18 protein-coding genes are annotated in these 21,387 nt (G+C 71.2%); 10 read left to right on the top strand and 8 right to left on the bottom strand.

Features of this window, described 5'->3' with window-relative positions; genetic code table 11:
• Positions 1–103: 103 nt before the first annotated feature.
• Both meaB and ACZ4LX_RS11630 read right to left on the bottom strand, forming a co-directional pair.
• Positions 104–1,066, bottom strand: coding sequence for a methylmalonyl Co-A mutase-associated GTPase MeaB (gene meaB / locus ACZ4LX_RS11625; RefSeq protein ID WP_467642820.1), 963 nt, complete (start codon positions 1,064–1,066; stop codon positions 104–106).
• Positions 1,067–1,094: 28 nt separating this feature from the next.
• Positions 1,095–2,297, bottom strand: a complete 1,203-nt coding sequence (locus tag ACZ4LX_RS11630; protein ID WP_467642817.1) for an acetyl-CoA C-acetyltransferase — start codon at positions 2,295–2,297, stop codon at positions 1,095–1,097.
• A 134-nt stretch (positions 2,298–2,431) separates the two neighbouring features.
• On the opposite strand from ACZ4LX_RS11630, the gene mce reads away from it, so the two are divergent.
• The 7 genes from mce to ACZ4LX_RS11665 all read left to right on the top strand — a co-directional run bounded on the left by mce (position 2,432) and on the right by ACZ4LX_RS11665 (position 12,406).
• Complete coding sequence (gene mce / locus ACZ4LX_RS11635) at positions 2,432–2,860, top strand: methylmalonyl-CoA epimerase (protein WP_467642815.1); 429 nt, start codon at positions 2,432–2,434, stop codon at positions 2,858–2,860.
• Positions 2,861–3,103: 243 nt separating this feature from the next.
• The gene (scy, locus tag ACZ4LX_RS11640; RefSeq protein WP_467642812.1) at positions 3,104–6,901 is read left to right on the top strand and encodes a polarized growth protein Scy; all 3,798 of its coding nucleotides are present in this window, start codon (positions 3,104–3,106) and stop codon (positions 6,899–6,901) included.
• A 185-nt stretch (positions 6,902–7,086) separates the two neighbouring features.
• Positions 7,087–8,025 (top strand): cellulose-binding protein, encoded by a 939-nt coding sequence (locus ACZ4LX_RS11645; protein WP_467642810.1) that lies wholly within the window; start codon positions 7,087–7,089, stop codon positions 8,023–8,025.
• A 107-nt stretch (positions 8,026–8,132) separates the two neighbouring features.
• A complete protein-coding gene (locus ACZ4LX_RS11650; protein ID WP_467642807.1) occupies positions 8,133–9,146 on the top strand; it encodes an ABC transporter ATP-binding protein in 1,014 nt (337 codons plus the stop codon).
• A 5-nt stretch (positions 9,147–9,151) separates the two neighbouring features.
• Complete coding sequence (locus tag ACZ4LX_RS11655; protein WP_467642804.1) at positions 9,152–9,931, top strand: ABC transporter permease; 780 nt, start codon at positions 9,152–9,154, stop codon at positions 9,929–9,931.
• A gap of 355 nt (positions 9,932–10,286) precedes the next feature.
• Positions 10,287–11,486: an ATP-binding cassette domain-containing protein gene (locus ACZ4LX_RS11660; protein ID WP_467642801.1), complete on the top strand. Its 1,200-nt coding sequence runs from the start codon at positions 10,287–10,289 to the stop codon at positions 11,484–11,486.
• Complete coding sequence (locus ACZ4LX_RS11665) at positions 11,483–12,406, top strand: ABC transporter permease (protein WP_467642799.1); 924 nt, start codon at positions 11,483–11,485, stop codon at positions 12,404–12,406. Before ACZ4LX_RS11660 ends, ACZ4LX_RS11665 begins: the two co-directional genes overlap by 4 nt.
• A 27-nt stretch (positions 12,407–12,433) precedes the next feature.
• Here ACZ4LX_RS11665 and ACZ4LX_RS11670 read toward each other — a convergent pair whose 3' ends face one another.
• Positions 12,434–12,763, bottom strand: a complete 330-nt coding sequence (locus tag ACZ4LX_RS11670; RefSeq protein WP_467642796.1) for an ATP/GTP-binding protein — start codon at positions 12,761–12,763, stop codon at positions 12,434–12,436.
• 199 nt (positions 12,764–12,962) lie between these two features.
• Here ACZ4LX_RS11670 and ACZ4LX_RS11675 point away from each other — a divergent pair, with 199 nt between their 5' ends.
• On the top strand, positions 12,963–14,006 hold the full coding sequence (locus ACZ4LX_RS11675) for an LLM class flavin-dependent oxidoreductase (RefSeq protein ID WP_467642793.1): 1,044 nt from the start codon (positions 12,963–12,965) through the stop codon (positions 14,004–14,006).
• 90 nt (positions 14,007–14,096) lie between these two features.
• Here the strand turns inward: ACZ4LX_RS11675 and ACZ4LX_RS11680 are convergent, their stop codons facing one another.
• The gene (locus tag ACZ4LX_RS11680) at positions 14,097–14,489 is read right to left on the bottom strand and encodes an SCO5389 family protein (protein ID WP_219574248.1); all 393 of its coding nucleotides are present in this window, start codon (positions 14,487–14,489) and stop codon (positions 14,097–14,099) included.
• A gap of 263 nt (positions 14,490–14,752) precedes the next feature.
• Between ACZ4LX_RS11680 and nucS the strand changes: the two genes are divergently transcribed.
• Positions 14,753–15,424 carry an endonuclease NucS gene (nucS, locus tag ACZ4LX_RS11685; protein ID WP_467642790.1) on the top strand — a complete coding sequence of 224 codons (672 nt, stop codon included), beginning with the start codon at positions 14,753–14,755 and terminating at the stop codon, positions 15,422–15,424.
• Between the two features lie 177 nt (positions 15,425–15,601).
• Here the strand turns inward: nucS and ACZ4LX_RS11690 are convergent, their stop codons facing one another.
• From ACZ4LX_RS11690 to ACZ4LX_RS11705, 4 genes are all read right to left on the bottom strand, one after another.
• Positions 15,602–18,091 carry an ATP-binding protein gene (locus ACZ4LX_RS11690; protein ID WP_467642787.1) on the bottom strand — a complete coding sequence of 830 codons (2,490 nt, stop codon included), beginning with the start codon at positions 18,089–18,091 and terminating at the stop codon, positions 15,602–15,604.
• Positions 18,092–18,331: 240 nt separating this feature from the next.
• The gene (locus tag ACZ4LX_RS11695; protein WP_136328742.1) at positions 18,332–18,655 is read right to left on the bottom strand and encodes an STAS domain-containing protein; all 324 of its coding nucleotides are present in this window, start codon (positions 18,653–18,655) and stop codon (positions 18,332–18,334) included.
• A 238-nt stretch (positions 18,656–18,893) separates the two neighbouring features.
• Positions 18,894–19,742 carry a 3-hydroxyacyl-CoA dehydrogenase family protein gene (locus ACZ4LX_RS11700; RefSeq protein ID WP_467642783.1) on the bottom strand — a complete coding sequence of 283 codons (849 nt, stop codon included), beginning with the start codon at positions 19,740–19,742 and terminating at the stop codon, positions 18,894–18,896.
• 132 nt (positions 19,743–19,874) lie between these two features.
• Entirely contained in the window at positions 19,875–20,516 is a 642-nt protein-coding gene (locus tag ACZ4LX_RS11705; RefSeq protein WP_467642781.1) for a TetR/AcrR family transcriptional regulator, read from the bottom strand.
• 81 nt (positions 20,517–20,597) lie between these two features.
• Between ACZ4LX_RS11705 and ACZ4LX_RS11710 the strand changes: the two genes are divergently transcribed.
• Positions 20,598–21,377 (top strand): ABC transporter ATP-binding protein, encoded by a 780-nt coding sequence (locus ACZ4LX_RS11710; protein WP_467642779.1) that lies wholly within the window; start codon positions 20,598–20,600, stop codon positions 21,375–21,377.
• Positions 21,378–21,387: the final 10 nt, after the last annotated feature.

The following is a 21,387-nucleotide window of genomic DNA, read 5'->3' on the forward strand; positions in this document are numbered from 1 at the left end:
TCCTGCCACGCGCGCCCGACGGCCCGACAGGGCGGACCCGGGCGTCTCGCGACGCGGGGACCGGGAGCGGTTCCCGGGCGGCCCGCACGCCGCCCGGGAACCGTCAGTTCCCGTTGGTGAGTCCGGCGACCAGCTCGTCCGCCGCCGCGTACGGATCGAGGCGGCCGGCCACGATGCGTTCGGCGAGGGCGTCCAGGCGGCGGTCGCCGTGCAGGTCCCCGATGCGTTCACGGAGCCGGGTGACGGCGATCGTCTCGACCTCGCGGGCGGCACGGGCCGTGCGCCGCCCGGCCAGGACGCCGTGCTCCTCCATCCACGCCCGGTGCTTCTCCAGCGCCTCGACGACCTCGTCGATGCCCTCGCCCCGGGCGGCGACCGTCTTCACGATCGGCGGCCGCCAGTCGCCGGCGCCCCTGGACTCCCCGAGGCCCAGCATGTGGTTGAGCTCGCGGGCCGTGGCGTCGGCGCCGTCCCGGTCGGCCTTGTTCACGACGTAGACGTCGCCGATCTCCAGGATTCCGGCCTTCGCCGCCTGGATGCCGTCGCCCATACCGGGGGCGAGGAGGACGACGGAGGTGTCGGCCTGGGAGGCGATCTCCACCTCCGACTGGCCGACGCCCACCGTCTCCACCAGGATCACGTCGAAGCCGGCGGCGTCCAGCACCCGGATCGCCTGCGGCGCCGACCAGGCCAGACCGCCGAGATGGCCGCGGGTGGCCATGGAGCGGATGTAGACGCCCGGGTCGGACGCGTGGTCCGACATCCGGACCCGGTCCCCGAGGAGCGCTCCCCCGGAGAACGGCGACGACGGGTCGACGGCGAGCACCGCGACCCGTTTGCCGGCCTTGCGGTAGGAGGAGACCAGCGCCGAGGTGGAGGTGGACTTGCCGACACCCGGCGATCCGGTCAGGCCGACGACGTAGGCGTTGCCGGCCAGCGGCGCCAGGGCCGCCATCACCTCACGCAGCTGCGGCGAGGCACCCTCCACCAGGGAGATGAGCCGGGCCACCGCACGTGGCCCGCCTTCTCGTGCCTGCTCGACCAGGGTGGGGACGTCCACCTTCACGCTCGGCCTCCTCGCTCGCCCGTACCGACTACTTGCCCGGTACCCGGATGATCAACGCGTCGCCCTGACCGCCGCCGCCGCACAGCGCCGCCGCGCCGGTGCCGCCGCCGCGCCGCTTCAGCTCCAGCGCCAGGTGCAGGACGACGCGGGCGCCGGACATGCCGATGGGGTGCCCGAGCGCGATGGCGCCGCCGTTGACGTTGACCTTGTCCGAGGTGACGCCGAGGTCCTTCATGGACTGGACGGCGACGGCGGCGAACGCCTCGTTGATCTCGATCAGGTCGAGGTCCTCGACACCGATGCCCTCCTTCTTCAGGGCGTGGCGGATGGCGTTGGAGGGCTGCGACTGGAGCGAGTTGTCCGGGCCCGCCACATTGCCGTGGGCACCGATCTCGGCGATCCAGTCCAGGCCCAGCGCCTCGGCCTTGGCCTTGCTCATGACGACGACGGCGGCGGCGCCGTCGGAGATCTGCGAGGAGGTGCCGGCCGTGATCGTGCCGTCCTTGGCGAAGGCCGGGCGCAGCTTGCCGAGCGATTCGACGGTCGTCTCGGCGCGGATGCCCTCGTCCTTGGAGAAGAGGACCGGGTCGCCCTTGCGCTGCGGGATCTCGACCGGGGTGATCTCGGCCTCGAAGATGCCGTTCTTCTGGGCGGCGGCCGCGCGCTGGTGGGACTGGGCGCCGATCTCGTCCTGGGCCGCACGGTCCAGGCCGAGGCGGGTGTTGTGCTTCTCGGTGGACTCGCCCATCGGGATGTTCTCGTAGGCGTCGGTCAGACCGTCGTACGCCATCGAGTCGAGCATCTCGATGGCGCCGTACTTGTGGCCCTCGCGGGACTTCGGGAGCAGGTGCGGGGCGTTCGTCATGGACTCCTGGCCGCCGGCGACGACGACGTCGAACTCACCGGCACGGATCAGCTGGTCGGCCAGGGCGATGGCGTCGAGCCCGGAGAGGCACACCTTGTTGACGGTGAGCGCGGGGACGTTCATCGGGATGCCCGCCCTGACCGCTGCCTGGCGTGCCGGGATCTGCCCCGCCCCGGCCTGCAGCACCTGGCCCATGATCACGTACTCGACCTGGTCGCCGCCGATGCCGGCCCGGTCCAGCGCCGCCTTGATGGCGAAGCCGCCCAGGTCGGCTCCGGAGAAGCTCTTCAGAGAGCCGAGGAGACGGCCCATGGGCGTACGGGCGCCCGCGACGATCACTGAGGTGGTACCGGTCGTTCCTGACATGAGGCGCAGCCCCTTGGATTGGTTGTGAACGAGGGTTTACTCGAATGTACTGAGCGGTACCTCACCCGTCATCCGGCAACGGGTGTGATCGCGCGCACGTTGCGTAACCATGCTCCGAGCGCTGCACTGGTCCCATGCTGACGCGAATCGACCACATCGGGATCGCCTGTTTCGACCTCGACGAGACCGTCGAGTTCTACCGCTCGACCTACGGGTTCGAGGTGTTCCACTCCGAGATCAACGAGGAGCAGGGCGTACGGGAGGCCATGCTCAAGATCAACGAGACGTCGGACGGCGGCGCCTCGTACCTCCAGTTGCTGGAACCGACCCGCGAGGACTCCGCCGTGGGCAAATGGCTGGCCAAGAATGGCGAGGGTGTGCACCACATCGCCTTCGGTACGGCGGACGTCGACGCGGACGCCTCGGACATCCGGGAGAAGGGGGTCAGAGTGCTGTACGACGAGCCCAGGACCGGCTCGATGGGGTCCCGGATCACCTTCCTGCACCCCAAGGACTGCCACGGTGTGCTGACCGAACTGGTCACGTCCCGGACGGAGCACTGACCCGAGGCATACCCGGCCCGGTAGAGTGGGCTTTTCCGGGCCGGGGCCGGGTCGGGGCCGCGCCGCGTCCTCAGCCGTTGATCTGTCACCATTCCCCGGGGGACCGTTCGCCGGCGAACGGTCCTCGTTCGGAGTTTGCGACCAGGGTTGGGGCCTCCCCTGCTCAGTGGGGCATCCCCTGCTCGAACGAAGTCGAGAGCTCGGGGGAGAAGTTGAGAGCTCGGGGAAGGATGGGACCGCGCAGTGCGGGGCTACGAACGCCAGGAGAGCCACCGAGCTGAAGACGACCATCTCTCGCGGTTCGAAGCCGAGATGGACCGGCTGAAAACCGACCGGGAGAAGGCCGTCCAGCATGCCGAGGACCTCGGCTACCAGGTCGAGGTCTTGCGTGCCAAGCTGCACGAGGCCCGGCGCAGTCTGGCGACCCGTCCCGCCTACGACAGCGCGGACATGGGTTACCAGGCGGAGCAGTTGCTCCGCAATGCCCAGATCCAGGCCGACCAGCTGCGCAACGACGCCGAGCGCGAGCTGCGCGACGCCCGTGCGCAGACGCAGCGGATCCTTCAGGAGCACGCCGAGCACCAGGCGCGGCTCCAGGCCGAACTGCACAACGAGGCCGTGCAGCGCCGCCAGCAGCTCGACCAGGAGCTGGCGGAGCGCCGCCAGACCGTCGAGTCGCACGTCAACGAGAACGTGGCGTGGGCCGAGCAGCTGCGGGCCCGGACCGAGTCCCAGGCCCGCAGGCTGCTGGACGAGTCGCGGGCCGAGGCCGAGCAGGCGCTGAGCGCCGCCCGGGCCGAGACCTCCCGGCTGGCCGACGAGACGCGGCAGCGGCTCGGCTCCGAGGCCGAGTCCGCCCGTTCCGAGGCCGAGTCGATCCTGCTGCGCGCCCGCAAGGACGCCGAGCGGATGCTGGGCGCCGCCTCCAGCCAGGCCCAGGAGGCCACCGCACACGCCGAGCAGCTGCGTACGTCGGCGACGGCCGAGACCGAGCAGACCCGGCAGCAGACCACCGAGCTGAACCGGGCCGCCGAGCAGCGCATGCAGGAGGCCGAGACCCAGCTGCGCGAGGCGCGCGTCGAGGCCGAGAAGGTGCTGGCGGAGGCGAAGGAGGCCGCCGTCAAGCGGCTGGCCGGCGCCGAGTCGCAGAACGAGCAGCGCACCCGTACCGCCAAGTCCGAGATCGCCCGGCTGGTGGGCGAGGCCACCAAGGACGCCGAATCGCTCAAGGCGGAGGCCGAGCAGGCGCTCGCCGATGCCCGTGCCGAGGCGGACCGGCTCCGTTCCGAGGCGGCCGACAGCGCGCGCACCGCCGCCGCCGAGGACGCCGCTGCCCAGCTCGCCAAGGCGGCCCGTGCCGCCGAGGAGGTGCTGACCAAGGCGTCCGACGACGCGAAGTCGGCCACCAGGGCGGCGAGCGAGGAGGCCGACCGGATCCGCCGTGAGGCGGAGGCCGAGGCGGACCGGCTGCGCGGCGAGGCCGCCGAACAGGCCGACCAGCTCAAGGGCGCGGCCAAGGACGACACCAAGGAGTACCGGGCCAAGACGGTCGAGCTCCAGGAGGAGGCGCGCCGGCTGCGCGGCGAGGCCGAGCAGCTGCGTTCCGAAGCGGTCGCCGAGGGTGAGCGGATCCGCGGTGAGGCCCGTCGCGAGGCGCTTCAGCAGATCGAGGAGGGCGCGAAGACCGCTGAGGAGCTGCTGGCCGAGGCCAAGGCCGACGCGGAGGAGCTGCGCGGCGCCGCGGGCACCGAGAGCGAGCGGGTCCGCGGTGAGGCCACCGAGCGGGCGGCCGCGCTGAAGAAGCAGGCGGAGGAGGCCCTTGAGCGGGCCCGCGCCGAGGCCGAGCGGCTGCGTACCGAATCCGAGGAGCAGGCACAGTCGGCCACGGCCGCCGCCGAGCAGGCGGCCTCGGAGCTGCGCGAGGAGACCGAGCGTGCGATCGCGGCCCGGCAGGCGGAGGCGGCCGAGGAGCTGACCCGGCTGCACGGCGAGGCCGAGACCCGGGTCACCGCCGCCGAGCAGACGCTGGGCGAGGCGCGTACCGACGCGGAGCGTGTCCGGCGCGAGACCAACGAGGAGTCCGAGCGGCTGCGCGCCGAGGCCGCCGAGCGGATCCGCACGCTCCAGGAGCAGTCCGAGGCCGAGGCCCAGCGGCTGCGCGACGAGGCCGCGGCCGACGCCGCGCAGTCCCGTGCGGAGGGTGAGTCCGTCGCCGTACGGCTGCGTGGCGAGGCGACCGCCGAGGCCGAGCGGCTGAAGACCGAGGCGCAGGAGAGTGCCGACCGGGTGCGGTCGGAGGCCGCCGCCGCCGCCGAACGCGTGGGCACGGAGGCCGCCGAGGCGCTGGCCGCCGCCCAGGAGGAGGCGAACCGGCGGCGCCGTGAGTCCGAGGAGACCCTGGACGCGGCCCGTACCGAGGCCAATCAGGAGCGCGAGCGGGCCCGCGAGCGGAGCGAGGAGCTGCTGGCCTCCGCCCGCAAGCGCGTCGAGGAGGCGCAGGCCGAGGCCCAGCGCCTGGTCGAGGAGGCGGACGCGCGGGCGGCCGAGATGGTCTCCGCCGCCGAGCAGACCGCTCAGCAGGTGCGGGATTCGGTCAGCGGGCTCCAGGAACAGGCCGAGGCGGAGATCGCCGGGCTGCGCTCCGCCGCCGAGCATGTCGCGGAGCGGACGAAGTCCGAGGCGCAGGAGGAGGCGGACCGGGTCCGTTCCGATGCCTACGCGGAGCGGGAGCGGGCCGGCGAGGACGCGGCCCGGGTCCGCCGGGTGGCGCAGGAGGAGTCCGAGGCCGCGACGGCGATGGCCGAGCGGACCGTGTCCGAGGCGATCACGGAGTCGGAGAAGCTGCGGGCCGACACGGCGGAGTACAGCCAGCGGATGCGCACCGAGGCGTCCGATGCCCTGGCCTCGGCCGAGCAGGACGCGGCGCGCAGCCGGGCCGAGGCCCGCGAGGACGCCAACCGGATGCGGTCCCAGGCCGCCGAGCAGGCCGACGGACTGGTGTCCGAGGCCACGGCCGAGGCCGAGCGGATCCGTACCGAGGCGGCGCAGCAGGCGGCCCGGCTCGGTGATGAAGCGGCGGGCGAGGCCGAGCGGCTGCGGGCGGAGGCGTCGGCGACCGTCGGTTCCGCGCAGGAGCACGCCGCCCGTACGCGTGAGGAGTCGGAGCGGCTGCGGAGCGATGCCGAAGCGGCGGCCGAGCAGATGCGCGCCGAGGCCCGTCAGGAGGCGGACCGGCTGCTGGACGAGGCGCGCGAGTCCGCGTCGAAGCGCCGTGCCGACGCCGCCGAGCAGGCGGACCAGCTCATCAACAAGGCCCAGGAGGAGGCGCTGCGCGCTGCCACCGAGGCCGAGGGGCAGGCCGACACGATGGTGGGGGCGGCCCGCAAGGAGGCCGTGCGGATCACCTCCGAGGCGACCGTCGAGGGCAACACCCTGGTGGAGCGGGCCCGGACGGACGCGGACGAACTGCTGGTCGGTGCCCGCCGGGACGCCACTCAGATCCGGGAGCGGGCGGAGGAGCTCAGGACGCGCCTGGAGAGCGAGATCCAGGAGCTGCACGACCGCGCCCGGCGGGAGACGTCGGAGCAGATGAAGACGGCCGGCGAGCGCGTCGACCATCTGATGAAGGCGGCGACCGAGCAGCGCGACGAGGCCGCGGCGAAGGCGAAGGAGCTGCTGTCCGACGCCAACTCGGAGGCGAGCAAGGTCCGGATCGCCGCCGTGAAGCGGGCCGAGTCGCTGCTCAAGGAGGCCGAGCAGAAGAAGGCCAGTCTGGTGCGCGAAGCCGAGCAGCTGCGGGCCGAGGCCGAGGCCGAGGCCAAGCAGACGGTGGACGAGGGACGGCGCGAGCTCGATGTTCTGGTGCGCCGGCGCAAGGACATCAACACGGAGATCTCCCGTGTCCAGGACGTCCTGGAGGCGTTGGAGTCTTTCGAGACCCCCGGGGCCGGCGGTAAGGGCGCGGGTGCCGGTCCGTCCGGCGGTGCCAAGACCACGGCTGCGGCGGGCACTCGTACGGGTGGCAAGCAGTCGGATGGGTAGTCATCCGGTGCTTTCCCATGATCCGTCAGGGCTGTTCAACCCTCCGGGTGGCAAGGGTTACGGGGGTCCGCCACTCAAAAGGGGTGTCATTCTCCAGATCAAACAGGCATCTGCTCGATGACACGCCGCTCTGGCGCCTAGGATTCCCTCTATCACCTCACCGGTCTCACTTCGACAGGAACCCCATGAGTGACCCTTCCTCCCCATTCGGCTTCGAGCTCGTGCGGCGTGGTTACGACCGCGGTCAGGTGGACGACCGCATTACCAAGCTCGTCGCCGACCGTGATAGTGCTCTCACCCGCATCACGTCTCTGGAAAAGCGCATCGAGGAGCTCCACCTCGAAACGCAGAACGCCCAGGCTCAGGTGAACGACGCGGAACCGTCGTACGCGGGTCTCGGCGCGCGTGTGGAGAAGATTCTCCGCCTTGCCGAGGAGGAGGCCAAGGACCTGCGTGAGGAGGCCCGCCGCGCCGCCGAGCAGCACCGCGAGCTCGCCGAGTCCGCCGCCCAGCAGGTGCGCAACGACGCCGAGACCTTCGCCGCCGAGCGCAAGGCCAAGGCCGAGGACGACGGTGTCCGCATCGTCGAGAAGGCCAAGGGTGAGGCCACCACGCTGCGCTCGGACGCGCAGAAGGACGCGGCCCAGAAGCGCGAGGAGGCCGACGCCCTCTTCGAGGAGACCCGCGCCAAGGCCGCCCAGGCCGCCGCGGACTTCGAGACCAATCTGGCCAAGCGCCGCGATCAGTCGGAGCGCGACCTCGCGTCCCGTCAGGCCAAGGCGGAGAAGCGTCTGGCCGAGATCGAGCACCGCGCCGAGCAGCTCCGGCTGGAGGCCGAGAAGCTCCGCACGGACGCCGAGCGCCGCGCCCGTCAGACGGTGGAGACCGCTCAGCGCCAGGCCGAGGACATCGTGGCCGACGCCAACGCGAAGGCCGACCGGATCCGCAGCGAATCGGAGCGCGAGCTGGCGGCGCTCACCAACCGCCGCGACTCGATCAACGCGCAGCTGACCAACGTCCGCGAGATGCTGGCGACGCTGACGGGTGCCGCAGTGGCGGCCGCCGGCTCCCCCGCCGACGAGGAGCCCGCCACCCGCGGTGTTCCGGCCCAGCAGACCCGCTGATCCTCCCGGCCCGGCAGACCTGCTGACACTCCGGCCGGTCCCCATTCCCCGCGCCCGGTTCCGCCCTTGTGGTGGCGCCGGGCGCGCGGCCGTTCTAGCGTGAGCGCATGATCGAGCTCGATGGCCTCACCAAGCGTTTCGGCAGCAAGGTTGCCGTCGACCAGTTGTCGTGCCGGATCAGACCGGGGATGGTGACCGGTTTCCTGGGACCCAACGGGGCGGGCAAGTCCACCACGATGCGGATGATGCTCGATCTCGACAATCCCACCAGCGGATCGGTGCGCATCGACGGCAAGCACTACCGCGAGCTGTCGGAGCCGCTGAAGCACATCGGCGCGCTGCTGGACGCCAAGTCGATGCACGGTGGCCGCAGCGCCTACAACAACCTCCTCTGTCTGGCCCAGAGCAATCGGATCCCCCGGAGCCGGGTGGCGGAGGTGCTCGACACCGTCGGCCTGACCGCGGTGGCGAAGAAGAAGTCCAAGGGGTTCTCCCTCGGTATGGGCCAGCGCCTGGGAATCGCCTCGGCGCTGCTCGGCGATCCCGAGATCCTGATGTTCGACGAACCCGTCAATGGTCTGGATCCCGAGGGAATTCACTGGATCCGCAATCTGATGAAGGCGCTCGCCGCTGAGGGCCGGACGATCTTCGTCTCCTCGCATCTGATGAGCGAAATGGCGCTGACCGCTGACCATCTGATCGTGATCGGACAGGGCAGGCTGCTCGCCGACACCTCGATGGCCGACTTCATCCACGAGAACTCCCGCAGTTATGTGCGGCTGCGCTCCCCGCAGCAGGAGCGGCTGCGGGACGTCCTGCAGGCGGAGGGAATCGTGGCGGTCGAGTCGGGCAACGGCACGCTGGAGATCGACGGCGCCACCACCGAGGCGCTGGGCGAGCTCGCCGCCCGGCACACGATCGTGCTGCACGAGCTGAGTGCCCAGCGGGCCTCGCTGGAGGAGGCGTTCATGCAGATGACGGCGGACTCGGTGGAGTACCACGCGCATTCGGAGCGCGGTGCGGCACCGCCGCCGGTCGGACCGCACTGGGGCGACCAGTGGAATCAGCCACCCGGTAACGCCCCGGGAACCGGTGGATCCGGCACCGGAACGGGGGTGTGACAGCGATGGCATCGGTACCCGCGGTCCTGACCTCCGAATGGACCAAGATCCGCACGGTCTCCTCGACCACCTGGACGCTGATCTCCGCCTTCGTCGTCACCGTCGCTATGAGTGCCGCGCTCTGTGCGGTGATGAACGCCCAGTTCGACGATCTCTCCGACGCCGAGCGTGCCACCTTCGACCCCACGTTCGTCAGCTTCTCCGGGATGATTCTCGGCCAGCTGGCGATGGTCGTCTTCGGTGTCCTGGTGGTCGGTACGGAGTACAGCTCCGGCATGATCCATACCTCCCTGGCGGCGGTGCCGCAGCGCGCCACCTTCCTCTTCAGCAAGATGCTGGTGGCCGGTGTGCTGGCCCTGGTGGTCGGGCTCGTCACCAGCTTCGTCTCGTTCTTCCTCGGCCAGGCGCTGCTGGGCGACCACAGCATCGGCATCGGCGGGGACAACGTGCTGCGGGCGGTCTTCGGCGCCGGTATCTACATGGGTCTGATCGCGGTCTTCTCCATGGGCGTGGCGGCGATGCTGCGCAGCTCCATGCTGTCGCTCGGCATCCTGATGCCGTTCTTCTTCCTGGTCTCGCAGATCCTGTCGGCCGTCCCGGGGGCCAAGAGCGTCGCCCGGTACTTCCCCGACCAGGCCGGTTCCAAGATCATGCAGGTGGTGCCCGACGCGATGAACAGCGATCCGGCTCCGTACGGACCGTGGGGCGGGCTGCTGATCATGGTGGCGTGGGTGGCGGCCTCGGTGATCGGCGGCTTCGTCGTACTCAAGAAGCGCGACGCCTGACGCCGTACGCGAGCAGCGCGACGTCCGACGCCGTACGCGAGCAGCGCGACGTCCGACCCCTTGCGCGGCCTCACGAAGCGCGACGCCCGACGCCGTACGCGAGCAGCGCGACGCCCGACCCCTTGCGCCGCCTCACGAAGCGCGACGCCCGGCCCCTGCCGCGGATCCCTTTCCGTGGCAGGGGCCGGCCGCTGAAAGGGCCGAGGAACGCGCTGCGGCGAGGGTCATCGGGAGGGACTCGCCCGGGTAACGACTTGGCCGGAACCGTCAAGGCCTGGATATCCTCCTCACTCATACGGGGGGCGTACGGCCGATGGCCTGTGCCCCGACGACAGAGAGTCGATGGGGCTGGAGCATGATCGAGGCAGTCGGCCTGACCAAGCGCTATGGCGCGAAGACGGCCGTGTACAACCTTTCCTTCCAGGTGCGGCCCGGCGCCGTCACCGGGTTCCTCGGTCCCAACGGGTCGGGCAAGTCGACCACGATGCGGATGATTCTCGGCCTGGACCGGCCGACGGCAGGCCGGGTGACCATCGGCGGCCACGACTTCCGCAATCTGCCGAACGCCCCGCGTCAGGTGGGCGCCCTGCTCGACGCCAAGGCCGTACACGGCGGACGCAGCGCGCGCAACCACCTGCTTTCGCTCGCCCAGCTCGCCGGTATCCCGGCCGCCCGGGTCGACGAGGTGCTGGGGGTCGTCGGCCTCCAGGACGTCGCGCGGAGGCGGTCCGGGGGCTTCTCGCTGGGCATGGGGCAGCGCCTGGGCATCGCTGCCGCACTGCTGGGCGACCCGCAGGTGCTGCTCTTCGACGAGCCGGTCAACGGTCTCGACCCGGAGGGCATCCTCTGGGTCCGTAATCTGATGAAGATGCTGGCTTCCGAGGGCCGTACGGTCTTCGTCTCCAGCCACCTGATGAGCGAGATGGCCCTCACCGCCGACCACCTGATCGTGATCGGCCGGGGCCAGCTGATGGCCGATATGAGCGTCACGGACTTCATCTCGGCCAACTCGGCCGATTTCGCCCGCGTCCGGGTGCCGGACGACGGGCCCGAGCAGCGGGAGAAGCTCACCGCCACCCTCACCGAGGCGGGCGGCCAGGTCATGTCCGAGCCGGACGGGGCCCTGCGGATCACCGGTCTGCGGCTGCCCCGGATCAGCGATCTGGCCCATCGGGCGGACGTCCGGCTGTGGGAGCTGTCGCCGCACCAGGCCTCGCTGGAGGAGGCGTACATGCGGATGACGCAGGGCGCCGTGGACTACCGCTCGACGGCCGACCTGGTGGCCCATCTGCAGGCCCCGCAGCAGCCCGGCGGATACGGGCCGCAGCAGGGGTACGCCCCGCCCCCGCAGAGCCTTCCCGAGGCACCGCAGCAGGGCTGGTACGCCCCGCCGCCGCCCGGACAGAACCCGTACGCGGGCGCCCAAACACCTGTGGCACCGGCAGTGGCCCCCGCGGTCCCCGCCGCCGCCCCCGTCCCCGCTCCCGCCCCGGCAGCGCCTGCCGGACCCCCCGCAGACCTGACCAAGAGCGACACCAGCGAGGACTCCCGATGACAACGCCGTCCACGCCGCAGGCGCCCTACCAGCAGCAGCCGCCCCACCAGCAGCCGCCGTACCAGCAGCAGGCCCACCAGCAGCCTCCCGCTCCCCAGCAGCAGCACGGGCAGGCCACGCAGACCGGCTACTACACCTCGCCGATCCCGGTCCGCCCGGCCACCCTCGGCGACGCGCTCGCCTCCGAGTGGACCAAGATCCGTTCCGTGCGCTCCACGATGTGGACGCTCGGCGTCATGATCGTGCTGCTGCTCGGCATCGGGGTGCTCTCGGCGGTCGTGGTCAGCGCGTCCGACGCCGACATCAGCGACACCCCGGTGCTCAGCCTCGGGTTCTTCGGGGTCCTTCTGGGGACGATCTGCGTGATCACGCTCGGCGTGATGACCATCGCGTCGGAGTACGGCACCGGCATGATCCGCACGACGCTGACGGCCTGCCCGAGCCGGGCCCGGGTGCTCAGCGCGAAGGCGATCGTCTTCTTCCTGCTCACCTTCGTACTCACGACCGTGCTGACCACGGTCGTCGCCCTGATCCAGACGTCCGTCCTGGACGCGGCGGCGCCCAGCGGTGACGAGTGGCTGCGCAGCACGGTCGGCGTGGGCCTCTACATCGCGACGCTCGGGCTGCTCTCGCTGGCGGTCGGCGCGCTGATCCGGCACTCGGCCGGAGCGATCACGATCATGATCGGCGTGGTGCTGCTGCCGCTCGTGCTCGCGATCTTCATGTTCGCCAGTTCGCTGGCCTCGCTCCAGGAATGGCTCCTGGAGTACTCGATCCCCAACCAGCTCAGCATCTTCTACGACAACTCGGTCACCTCGTCCGGCGGACCGTCCGGCTGGGACCCGCTGTGGATCATGCTCGGCGTGACCGCCGTGGCTCTGGGCGGCGCCTACCTGGCGATGAACACCCGCGACGTCTGAGCCCCGAGGCCGCCCCGAGGGCGGTTCTCAGTACCGAGGCGCGTTCCTGGACCGCTGCACCCGTGTGGTGCGGCGGTCCTTCGCGTTCCAGCAGGCCTTGTGCCAGTGTCTGCGGTCGTCGATCCCGCCGTACTCGGACCAGGCCACCAGGTGCGGGATGCCCGAGGGGATCTCCTGGTCGCAGCCGGGGCACCGGTAGCGCTTGCCCGCCGCGCTCGCGCCGCTCACCGGGCGGACCGACCACTCCTCGCCCTGCCACTCCTCCGCACGTCCTCCGCCCCCGTACCGGTCCCCCGCCGCGCTCGCGCTGTCGGTGGGGCTCTCGCCGCCTCGGGGACGGTTTCGGCGCGGGGACACGTGACACCTCACGGGGCAGGCTGGGCAGTTCCCTTCAAGCGTAGGGCCATTCGGCGGGGGCAGACGTTCCGCACCGCCCGGAACGGGACGGGTTAGCGGAAAATCGCAACAACCTCCCGTCGTGACCGTGCCTTTGGCACGTGTCAGACGTTGTTGCCAGTAGGGGAGAGCCGCGTCGGCCGCAAGGAGGTATCTGGCGATGCGTGTGGGAACGTTCGTACTGGCAGCTCAGTTTCCGGGGCAGGGCCCGGGGGAAGCGCTGCATCGCGCGATCCGGTCCGCCGAGGTCGCGGAGGAGTCCGGTCTCGACTCGGTCTGGCTGGCCGAACATCATTTCGTGCCGTACGGGGTCTGCCCGTCCGCCGTCACGCTGGCCGCGCTGCTGCTCGGCCGCACGCGCAGAATCCGCGTCGGTACGGCGGTGAGCGTGCTGCCGACCCAGCACCCGGTCGCGCTCGGCGAGCAGGCCGCGCTGCTGCACCTCACCAGCGGAGGCCGGTTCAGCCTCGGCGTGGGCCGGGGCGGGCCCTGGATCGACCTGGAGGTGTTCGGCGGCGGCCTCGACGCGTACGAGAACGGCTTCCCGGACTCTCTGGGGCTGCTGCTCGACTGGCTGCGCGAGGCCCGGGTGGCCGGCCGCGGGGAGCGCTACGGCTTCCGTGAGGTGGCGGTGGTCCCCCGGGCCGACGAGCTGCTCGACGAGGCGGGCGGCGAGGGCCCCGGCGGCCCCGAGGTGATCGTCGCGTGCACCTCGCCGAAGAGCGTGAAACTCGCCGCCGAAAACGGCCTGCCGATGCTGCTCGGCATGCACTGCGGTGACGAGGAGAAGGCCGGGATGGTCGCGTTCTGGCGCTCCTGCGCCCTCGCCGCGGGCCGTTCGCCACAGAGCGTACGGGAGGCGGGGCACGTGTCCGCGGGCGTGGCCCAGATCATGGATCACGCGGACGACGCCCGGGAGGCGCTGGTGAAGGCGATGCCCGGCTGGCTGCGGCAGGGGCTGGGCGCCCATGTGACGGTCGACGGCCGGCACCGGGTGATGCGTGACCCGGTCGACTACACGGAGCTGCTGTGCGGGCTTCATCCGGTGGGGCCTCCCCGGCTCGCGGCCGACCGCCTCGCGGCCACGGCGGAGCGCACGGGCATCACCCGCTTCGCGCTCCTGGTGGAGGGTTCCGGAGATCTCGTGACCACGGAGGAGAACGTAACGCGGCTGGGCAACGAGGTGCTGCCGCTCCTCGAATAGCCCACACAGACGGTTTTCACGGTGTACGTACGGGAGCTGCCGCCCCGGACCAGTCGCACCTCCCGCGGCCCGGAACGGCAGCAGAAGACGTCAGCAGTCCCGCAGTCCGGGCGACTGGTTGAGCAACTGGCCCCTCACCGAGGTGAACTTGGCCAGCCGGTCATCGACCGATGCGTCCAGCGGGAACACCGCGACGCGGTGGCAGTTCTGGAATGCCAGGCGCACTCCGAAGTGCCGCTGAAGCGCACCGCGAATCGCATCACTCGCGAGCGCACGCAGCAGCTGACCTCGTGCCTGCTCGTTGGGCGGCGGCGTCTGGTTGTCGGCGAACTGACCGCCGTCGACCTTCAGCTGAGCCACCAACGAGCTGATCATCTCCCATGCGTAGGGCAGGGAGGTCCGGACGCAGTCGACGAAGTCGGCTTCGTCGACCTCGCCTCGCTCGGCCTGTTCCAACAGCGCCGGTGAGACGTCGAGCGACATGGGTTCTCCTCTCGCGACCCCGACGGAGGGCCGGGGCCTTACGGGCAGGGAAGAAGGACGGCGACGCAGCGTGCACGCGCGGCGACCTCCTGCATCCACGTTAAGGGCGCAGTCCGGGCCGCACCAGGAGATTGGGAACACAACCGGCCAACAACGAAGGGGTTCAAAGAGGGGCAAGCCAGAAAGGGTCACTCCCGGGCGGGGAGGGAGTGACGGGTGGGTGAATCGCGTCGAGCACCTGTCGTCGAGTAGCGTTGCCGACCATGCGTCTCGTCATCGCCCGCTGCTCCGTGGACTACGCGGGCCGGCTCACGGCCCACCTGCCCTCCGCTCCCCGTCTGATCCTAGTGAAGGCGGACGGGAGCGTGTCGATTCACGCCGACGACAGGGCGTACAAACCGCTCAACTGGATGTCGCCGCCCTGCACCCTGAAGGAGGGCGCCGACGACACCGCGGGCGTCTGGACCGTCGTGAACAAGGCGGGCGAAAAATTGATCATCACGATGGAGGAAGTCCTCCACGACTCGTCCCACGAGCTGGGTGTCGACCCCGGCCTGATCAAGGACGGCGTGGAAGCGCACCTCCAGGAACTGCTCGCCGACCGGATCGAGACGCTCGGCGAGGGCTACACCCTCATCCGCCGCGAGTACTTCACCGCCATCGGCCCCGTCGACATCCTGTGCCGGGACGCCGACGGCCGGACCGTGGCGGTCGAGCTCAAGCGGCGCGGCGACATCGACGGCGTGGAGCAGCTGACCCGCTATCTGGAGCTGCTCAACCGCGATCCCCACCTGGCACCGGTGAAGGGCATCTTCGCCGCCCAGGAGATCAAGCCCCAGGCCCGCGTCCTGGCGACGGACCGGGGCATCGGCTGCGTGGTCCTCGACTACGACGCGATGCGCGGCATCGAGGACGACAAGCTCAGGCTCTTCTGACCGGCCGGCCCCCGAGGCGGACCGACGCCTCAAGCCCGTCCGGCACCCTCGAGCCCGTCCGGCGGTGGAGAACGGAACCCTCCGCGCAGGGTCCGGCACACACCCGCCGGACGGGCATACGCACCCCGGGCCCGCCGACGACCGACGGCACGGCGCCCACCGCGGGGGCGCACCGGCTCAGACGACCGACGGGCTCGCGTCCGCCCCGGACGGTCCGCTCGCCGAGTCCGACATATCGGGCTCGGTCGGCTCCGTCGGCTCGGGGTCCGGGTCCGTCGGGCTCGGCGAGTCGGTCGGCTCGGGCGGTGTCGTCGACGGGCTGGCCGAGGACGAATCCGACTTCGTCGGCGTCGGCTTCGGGTCCTTCGGCGTCGTACGCGTCGGGGTGGGCCTGCCCGGCGACGATTCACCGGGCGACGACGGGGCCGTCTCCGAAGCCGTGGCGCCCGGGGACGACGCCCCGCTTCCGTCCGTCGGTGCGGACTCGCTTCCCGACGGGTCCGGCGTCGTCGACGACGAGGCGGACGCGGAACCCGAAGGCCCGGCGGACGGAGTCGTACCGTCCGTGGACTCCTCGGCCGGCAGCTCCTCCTCCGTGTCACCGCCCTCGGTCACCGACTGCTCGGTCGAGGCTCCGGGGTCGCCCTGGGGATCGCTGTTCGAGGTGAGCCCGAGGGTCACCACGGTGCCGAGCACTCCCGCCAGCAGCACACCCGCGCCGGCGGCGACCACATTGCGCCGGGCCCCGCGCAGCATCGCGAAACGGCCGCCCGTCCCCTCACCGGCCGGCGCCGGAGCGCTCTGCGCGGATACGACGATGGTGTCGTCCGGGTACGGCTTCGGGACCGAGACAGGTATGGCGGCCGGCGTACCGCGCGGCGGCGAGGCCAGAAGGGGGTTGGCCGGTATCTCCGCGGTCGCCGTGACACCGCCCGCGACCGGTCCGCCGGAGCGGTCCTCGACCAGGGCGAGCGCGCGCCGCCCGGCGACCGCACCGGACTTGTCGGCGAGCGCCCCGCGCATGCTGACGGACGTCTCCAGCTCGGCCCTGGCCCGGTCGAGGTGGCCCGTACAGAGGGCGAGCACGCCCAACTCATGGTGGAAGTAAGCCTCTTCGGCCACCTCACCGGCGATCCGGCCGGCCTCCTGGCCGATCCGCAGGGACCTCTCCCAGGCGCTCCAGTGCAGCCCGGCGGCGAAGGCGGGCGAGGCGCTGCGGGCCAGCAGCACCGCGACGCTCGTCCGGCCGGCCCCGTCCCCCGGCACCAGCTGCGCCATCGCCGCGACGATCGCATCGGCCTCCGCCACGACCCGTGCGGGGGTGACGGAGGGGTGCCCGGACCACCAGGCGTAGTGCTGAGCCACCGTCCGGGCCCGGCCGGTGGCGTCCTCGCCGTATCCGGCGGCCTCCAGCTGGGCGAGGACACCCGCGGCCAGCCGGTAGCGGGAACCGGCCGGGGAGAGCAGCCCGCAGCCCGCCAGTTCGCCGAGCGCCGCGTCGGCGTGGGTGTCCCCCACGAGCGCCGGCAGATGCGCCTGGTGCGGCACCTCGCCGCCGAGGGCGACGGCGAAGCGCAGGGTGTCGCGCGCGGCTTCGCTCAGCCGTGAGGCGAGCAGCGCGGCGGGTGCGGCGCCCTCGCCGAGGCTGGGCAGCGCCACCTCCTCCGCCGTGCGGCCGGAGCCCTCGGCCGCCTGCGGCTCCGTGACGGGAGGGTTCTCCAGGTAGCCGTACTCGTCGTACGCGTGGGGGTCGGTGTTCAGGAGGTCGAGCTGGCGCAGCAGGGCGCCCGCCTGGACGAAACGCAGCGGCAGGCCCTCGGACTCGAACCAGAGGTCGCCCGCCCAGTTGGCCTCCTCCTCGGTGAGCTTCCGCTCGACCACCCGCTCCATCAGGTCGGCCGAGGCAGCGCGGTCGAGGCCGGTGAGGAAGACCTCTTCGAGGTGGGAGCCGGGGCCGGGCGCGGCCACCTCGGGCGTGGCGGCCAGCAGGAAGGCGCATTCGGGTGTCGCGTCGAACAGCTCGTCCAGCGCGGCGCCGCCGAACTCCAGGTCGTCGAGGATGACGACGGCGCCGGTCGACCGCAGCTTCTCCAGCAGCAGCTCCCGGTCCGGGCGGTGCAGCGGCGCGTCGTGGACGGCCTCGAAGAGGGTGTGGAGGAGGTCGGTGACGGTGCGCTTGTGGCCGTTGAGCCGGACGACTCCGTCGGGTGCCATGTCCGCGCAGTCCGCGGCGACGACGTTCAGCAGCGAGGTTCGGCCGGAACCTGCCGGTCCGGTGAGCCGTACGGAGCGGCCTCGGGCCAGCAGACGCGTCAGCCGCTGACGTTCGTCCTCGCGCCGCAGCAGCGGGAGCCGGAGGACGGGAGGTCCGGCCGGCACCGGGGGCGCCGCGGCCCGCTCACGGTCGGCCCGCTCCGCGGGGGTGCGCCGGACGGGTGCGGCGGGCTGCTCCCCGGGCGGGCACGGTTCGACCTCGCTGCCGTCGACGGGGTTGACGGTGAGGAGGAGGTCGCCGGCGATGAGCGGGACGATGCGGACCTGTTGCGGTGTTTGCTGACCGAAATCGGGCGTCAGCGGATCGCGGGGAGGACGGCGTCGGCCGGCTTCCTCGGCGAAGCCGTTGCCGTCGTGGCCGAACTCTTCCGGCCCCCGGTGTATCGGGTCCATCGCCAAAGCCCCCAAGACGCGTCGAGCGCGGTTGTCCCTCCCGGCCTCGCACGTCCAGCTGTCGCCCACGGTCCGGTGTCCGCCAGGTGGGTCCGTCAATCGGCAGACGGCCGAACCCTAAACCTTCGCACAGTATCTACGAACATCCGGGGTGCCGCGCCGCCCCACAGATCACGGTCTCGTGAGGATTGCACGGCTTCGCCCCAGTAGTCGGGGACGGGCGTCCGCCGCCGGGCGTCGTCAGACGCGCGGCAGGGATTCCGCGGCGATTCCGCCTTCGATGGCGAGGATGCGGTGCAGCCGGGTGGCCACCAGCAGGCGTTGCATCTGCGGCGGTACGCCGCGGAGCACCAGCCGCCGCCCGGCGCGTCCGGCCCTGCGGTGCGCACCCATGATGACGCCCAGCCCGGTCGCGTCCCATGAATCCAGCTCGGTCAGGTCGAGCACCAGATCGCCGGCTCCGTCGTCGAGCGCCGAGTGCAGGACCGTACGGGCGTCCGCCGCGCTTCGGACATCGAGGCGGCCCCCGACGACCAGCTCGGCGTGGTCGCCCCTGATGTGCATATGCGCTCCCCTGGAATGCTCCGTGGCGTGATCGGTCTGTCTGAAACTGTCTCTGCCCAAACTGACTGCGGCAATGACAGGGAGGTTGCCGTCTGTAAGCGAACCGATACCGAATTCACTCCGTGGAGTGACCGGGGCCCACCGTGAACCCCTTGTGGATTCCCTGGTTCCGGAAGGCGGGCCCCCGAAGCCCCGGGTCTGATGGACGGCGCATCAGGCGGCCGGGGACCGAAAACGATCAGTATGTGTAGAAGCCTTGCCCGCTCTTGCGGCCGATGTCACCTGCATCGACCATCCGGCGCATCAGCTCCGGAGCGGCGAACTTCTCGTCCTGGGACTCGGTGTAGATGTTGCCGGTGGCGTGCAGCAGGATGTCGACGCCGGTCAGGTCCGCGGTGGCGAGGGGCCCCATGGCGTGGCCGAAACCGAGCTTGCAGGCGATGTCGATGTCCTCGGCCGAGGCGACGCCCGACTCGTAGAGCTTGGCGGCCTCGACGACGAGCGCCGAGATCAGCCGGGTGGTGACGAAGCCGGCCACGTCGCGGTTGACCACGATGCAGGTCTTGCCGACCGACTCGGCGAACTCCCGCGCGGCGGCGAGGGTTTCGTCGCTGGTCTTGTAGCCGCGTACGAGTTCGCAGAGCTGCATCATCGGGACCGGCGAGAAGAAGTGCACACCGACCACGCGTTCCGGGCGCTCGGTGACGGCCGCGATCTTGGTGATCGGGATGGCGGAGGTGTTGGAGGCCAGCACGGCGTCGTCTCGGACGATCTTGTCGAGGGCCCGGAAGATCTCGTGCTTCACCTCCAGCTTCTCGAAGACCGCCTCGACGACGATGTCCGCGTCGGCGACGGCGTCGAGGTCGGTGGTCGTGGTGATGCGGGCGAGCGCGGCCTCGGCGTCGGACTCCGCGAGCTTGCCCTTGGAGACGAACTTGTCGTAGGAGGCCTTGATGCCGTCACGGCCACGCGTCAGGGCCGCATCGGTGACATCACGCAGCACGACGTCCCAGCCCGCCTGGGCGGAGACCTGCGCGATACCGGACCCCATGAGTCCGGCGCCGATGACGGCGAGCTTCCTGGCCACGTTGGCACCCCTATGCTTTCTCGGCGTTTGTTGTTCCGTGCTCTCCGGCGGAGGTTAGTACCCGTGAGGGGCGCTGAGGCGGTGAAGAGATGCGCGTCACGTCTCAAATGACGGACATCACACCGCGATGTGTCATTCGGCGGCGCGCCGGGCGTAGTTGAGCACCCTTTCGCCCAGCAGCTCCTCGATGTCGTCGAGCAGGACGAGGGCGTCGCGGGACACCTCGGCGGCCTTGCGGCCCGCCACCATCTCGCCGCCGATGTACGCCATGAGCGTCCCGTGCACCCAGGCGAGCTGACCGGCCACCAGACTCGCGGTCCGGTCTCCCGGCCCGTTGCCGCACTCCTCCTGAAGCGTCTGCTCCAGATGCCGGAGGGCTTCCTGCTGTACGTGCCAGAGGCGCGCCTTGAGGCTGTCCGCGCCCTCGATGACCCGCATGAACCGGGCGTACCCCTCCATCAGCCCGACGGCGGGGGACACACCCTCGACCTGGACGCGCAGTTCGCGCAGGACGGCGTCGGCCGCGGATTCCCCCTTGTCCCGGCCCCGGACGTACCGCGAGAGGCGGTCGACGATGCCCTGGCTGCGGTCGAGGAAGAGGTCTTCCTTGGTCGGGAAGTAGTTGTAGACCGTGTTGACGGAGACGTCGGCCGCGCGGGCGATCTCGGCGATCGTGACCGCGTCGAATCCCCGCTCCAGGAAGAGACCGGTGGCCACGTCCGAGAGGTCCTGTCTGGTCCGGCGCTTCTTGCGCTCCCTGAGTCCCTCAGCCATGGGCCCATCGTAGGACGCCCTGGGGTTCCTGAATATTTGGTGTCATTGCAATTTTTAAGTGACTCTGTTTTTGTGGTCGCTATGCCAATCATCAGCACGGCCGGGCTCGCCCGGACCTTCGCGACGAAGACCGGCCCCGTGGAAGCCGTCCGCTCCATCGACATGACGGTCAGGACCGGCGAGATCGTCGGCCTCCTCGGCCCCAACGGAGCCGGCAAGACCACCACCCTGCGGATGCTCACCACGCTCCTCGCCCCCACCGGCGGCGCGGCCACCGTCGCCGGCCGCGACCTGCTCGCCGACCCGGCGGGCGTACGGAAGAAGTGCGGGTACGTGGCCCAGGCGGGCGGTGTCGACCCGCACATCAGCGTCCGGGAAGAGCTGGTCACCCAGGGGAGGCTCTACCGGCTCGGCAAGGCCGGGGCCGTGACCCGGGCCTCGGAGCTCGCCGCCGAACTGGGCCTGACCGGGCTGCTGGACCGGAAGACGCTCACCCTCTCCGGGGGCCAGCGGCGACGGCTCGACATCGCGATGGGGCTCACCCACCGCCCGGCCGTCCTCTTCCTCGACGAGCCGACCACGGGGCTGGACCCGGGCAGCCGCGCCGACCTGTGGGAGCTGGTGCGCGGGCTGCGCGACACCTACGGCACCACTGTCGTGCTGACCACCCATTACCTCGACGAGGCGGACGCGCTCGCGGACCGGCTCGTCGTCGTCGACGGCGGTCTGGTCGTGGCCGAGGGGACACCGGCGGAGCTGAAGACCCGCTGGGCGGGCTCGGCCACCGCCTCGCTCCAGGACGCGTTCCTGGCGATCACGGGCCGCTCCCCCGCCGCCGATGCCGCACCCGTCGCCGTCTGAGGACGGTCTC

This window comes from Streptomyces sp. NPDC026062, from assembly GCF_055568375.1.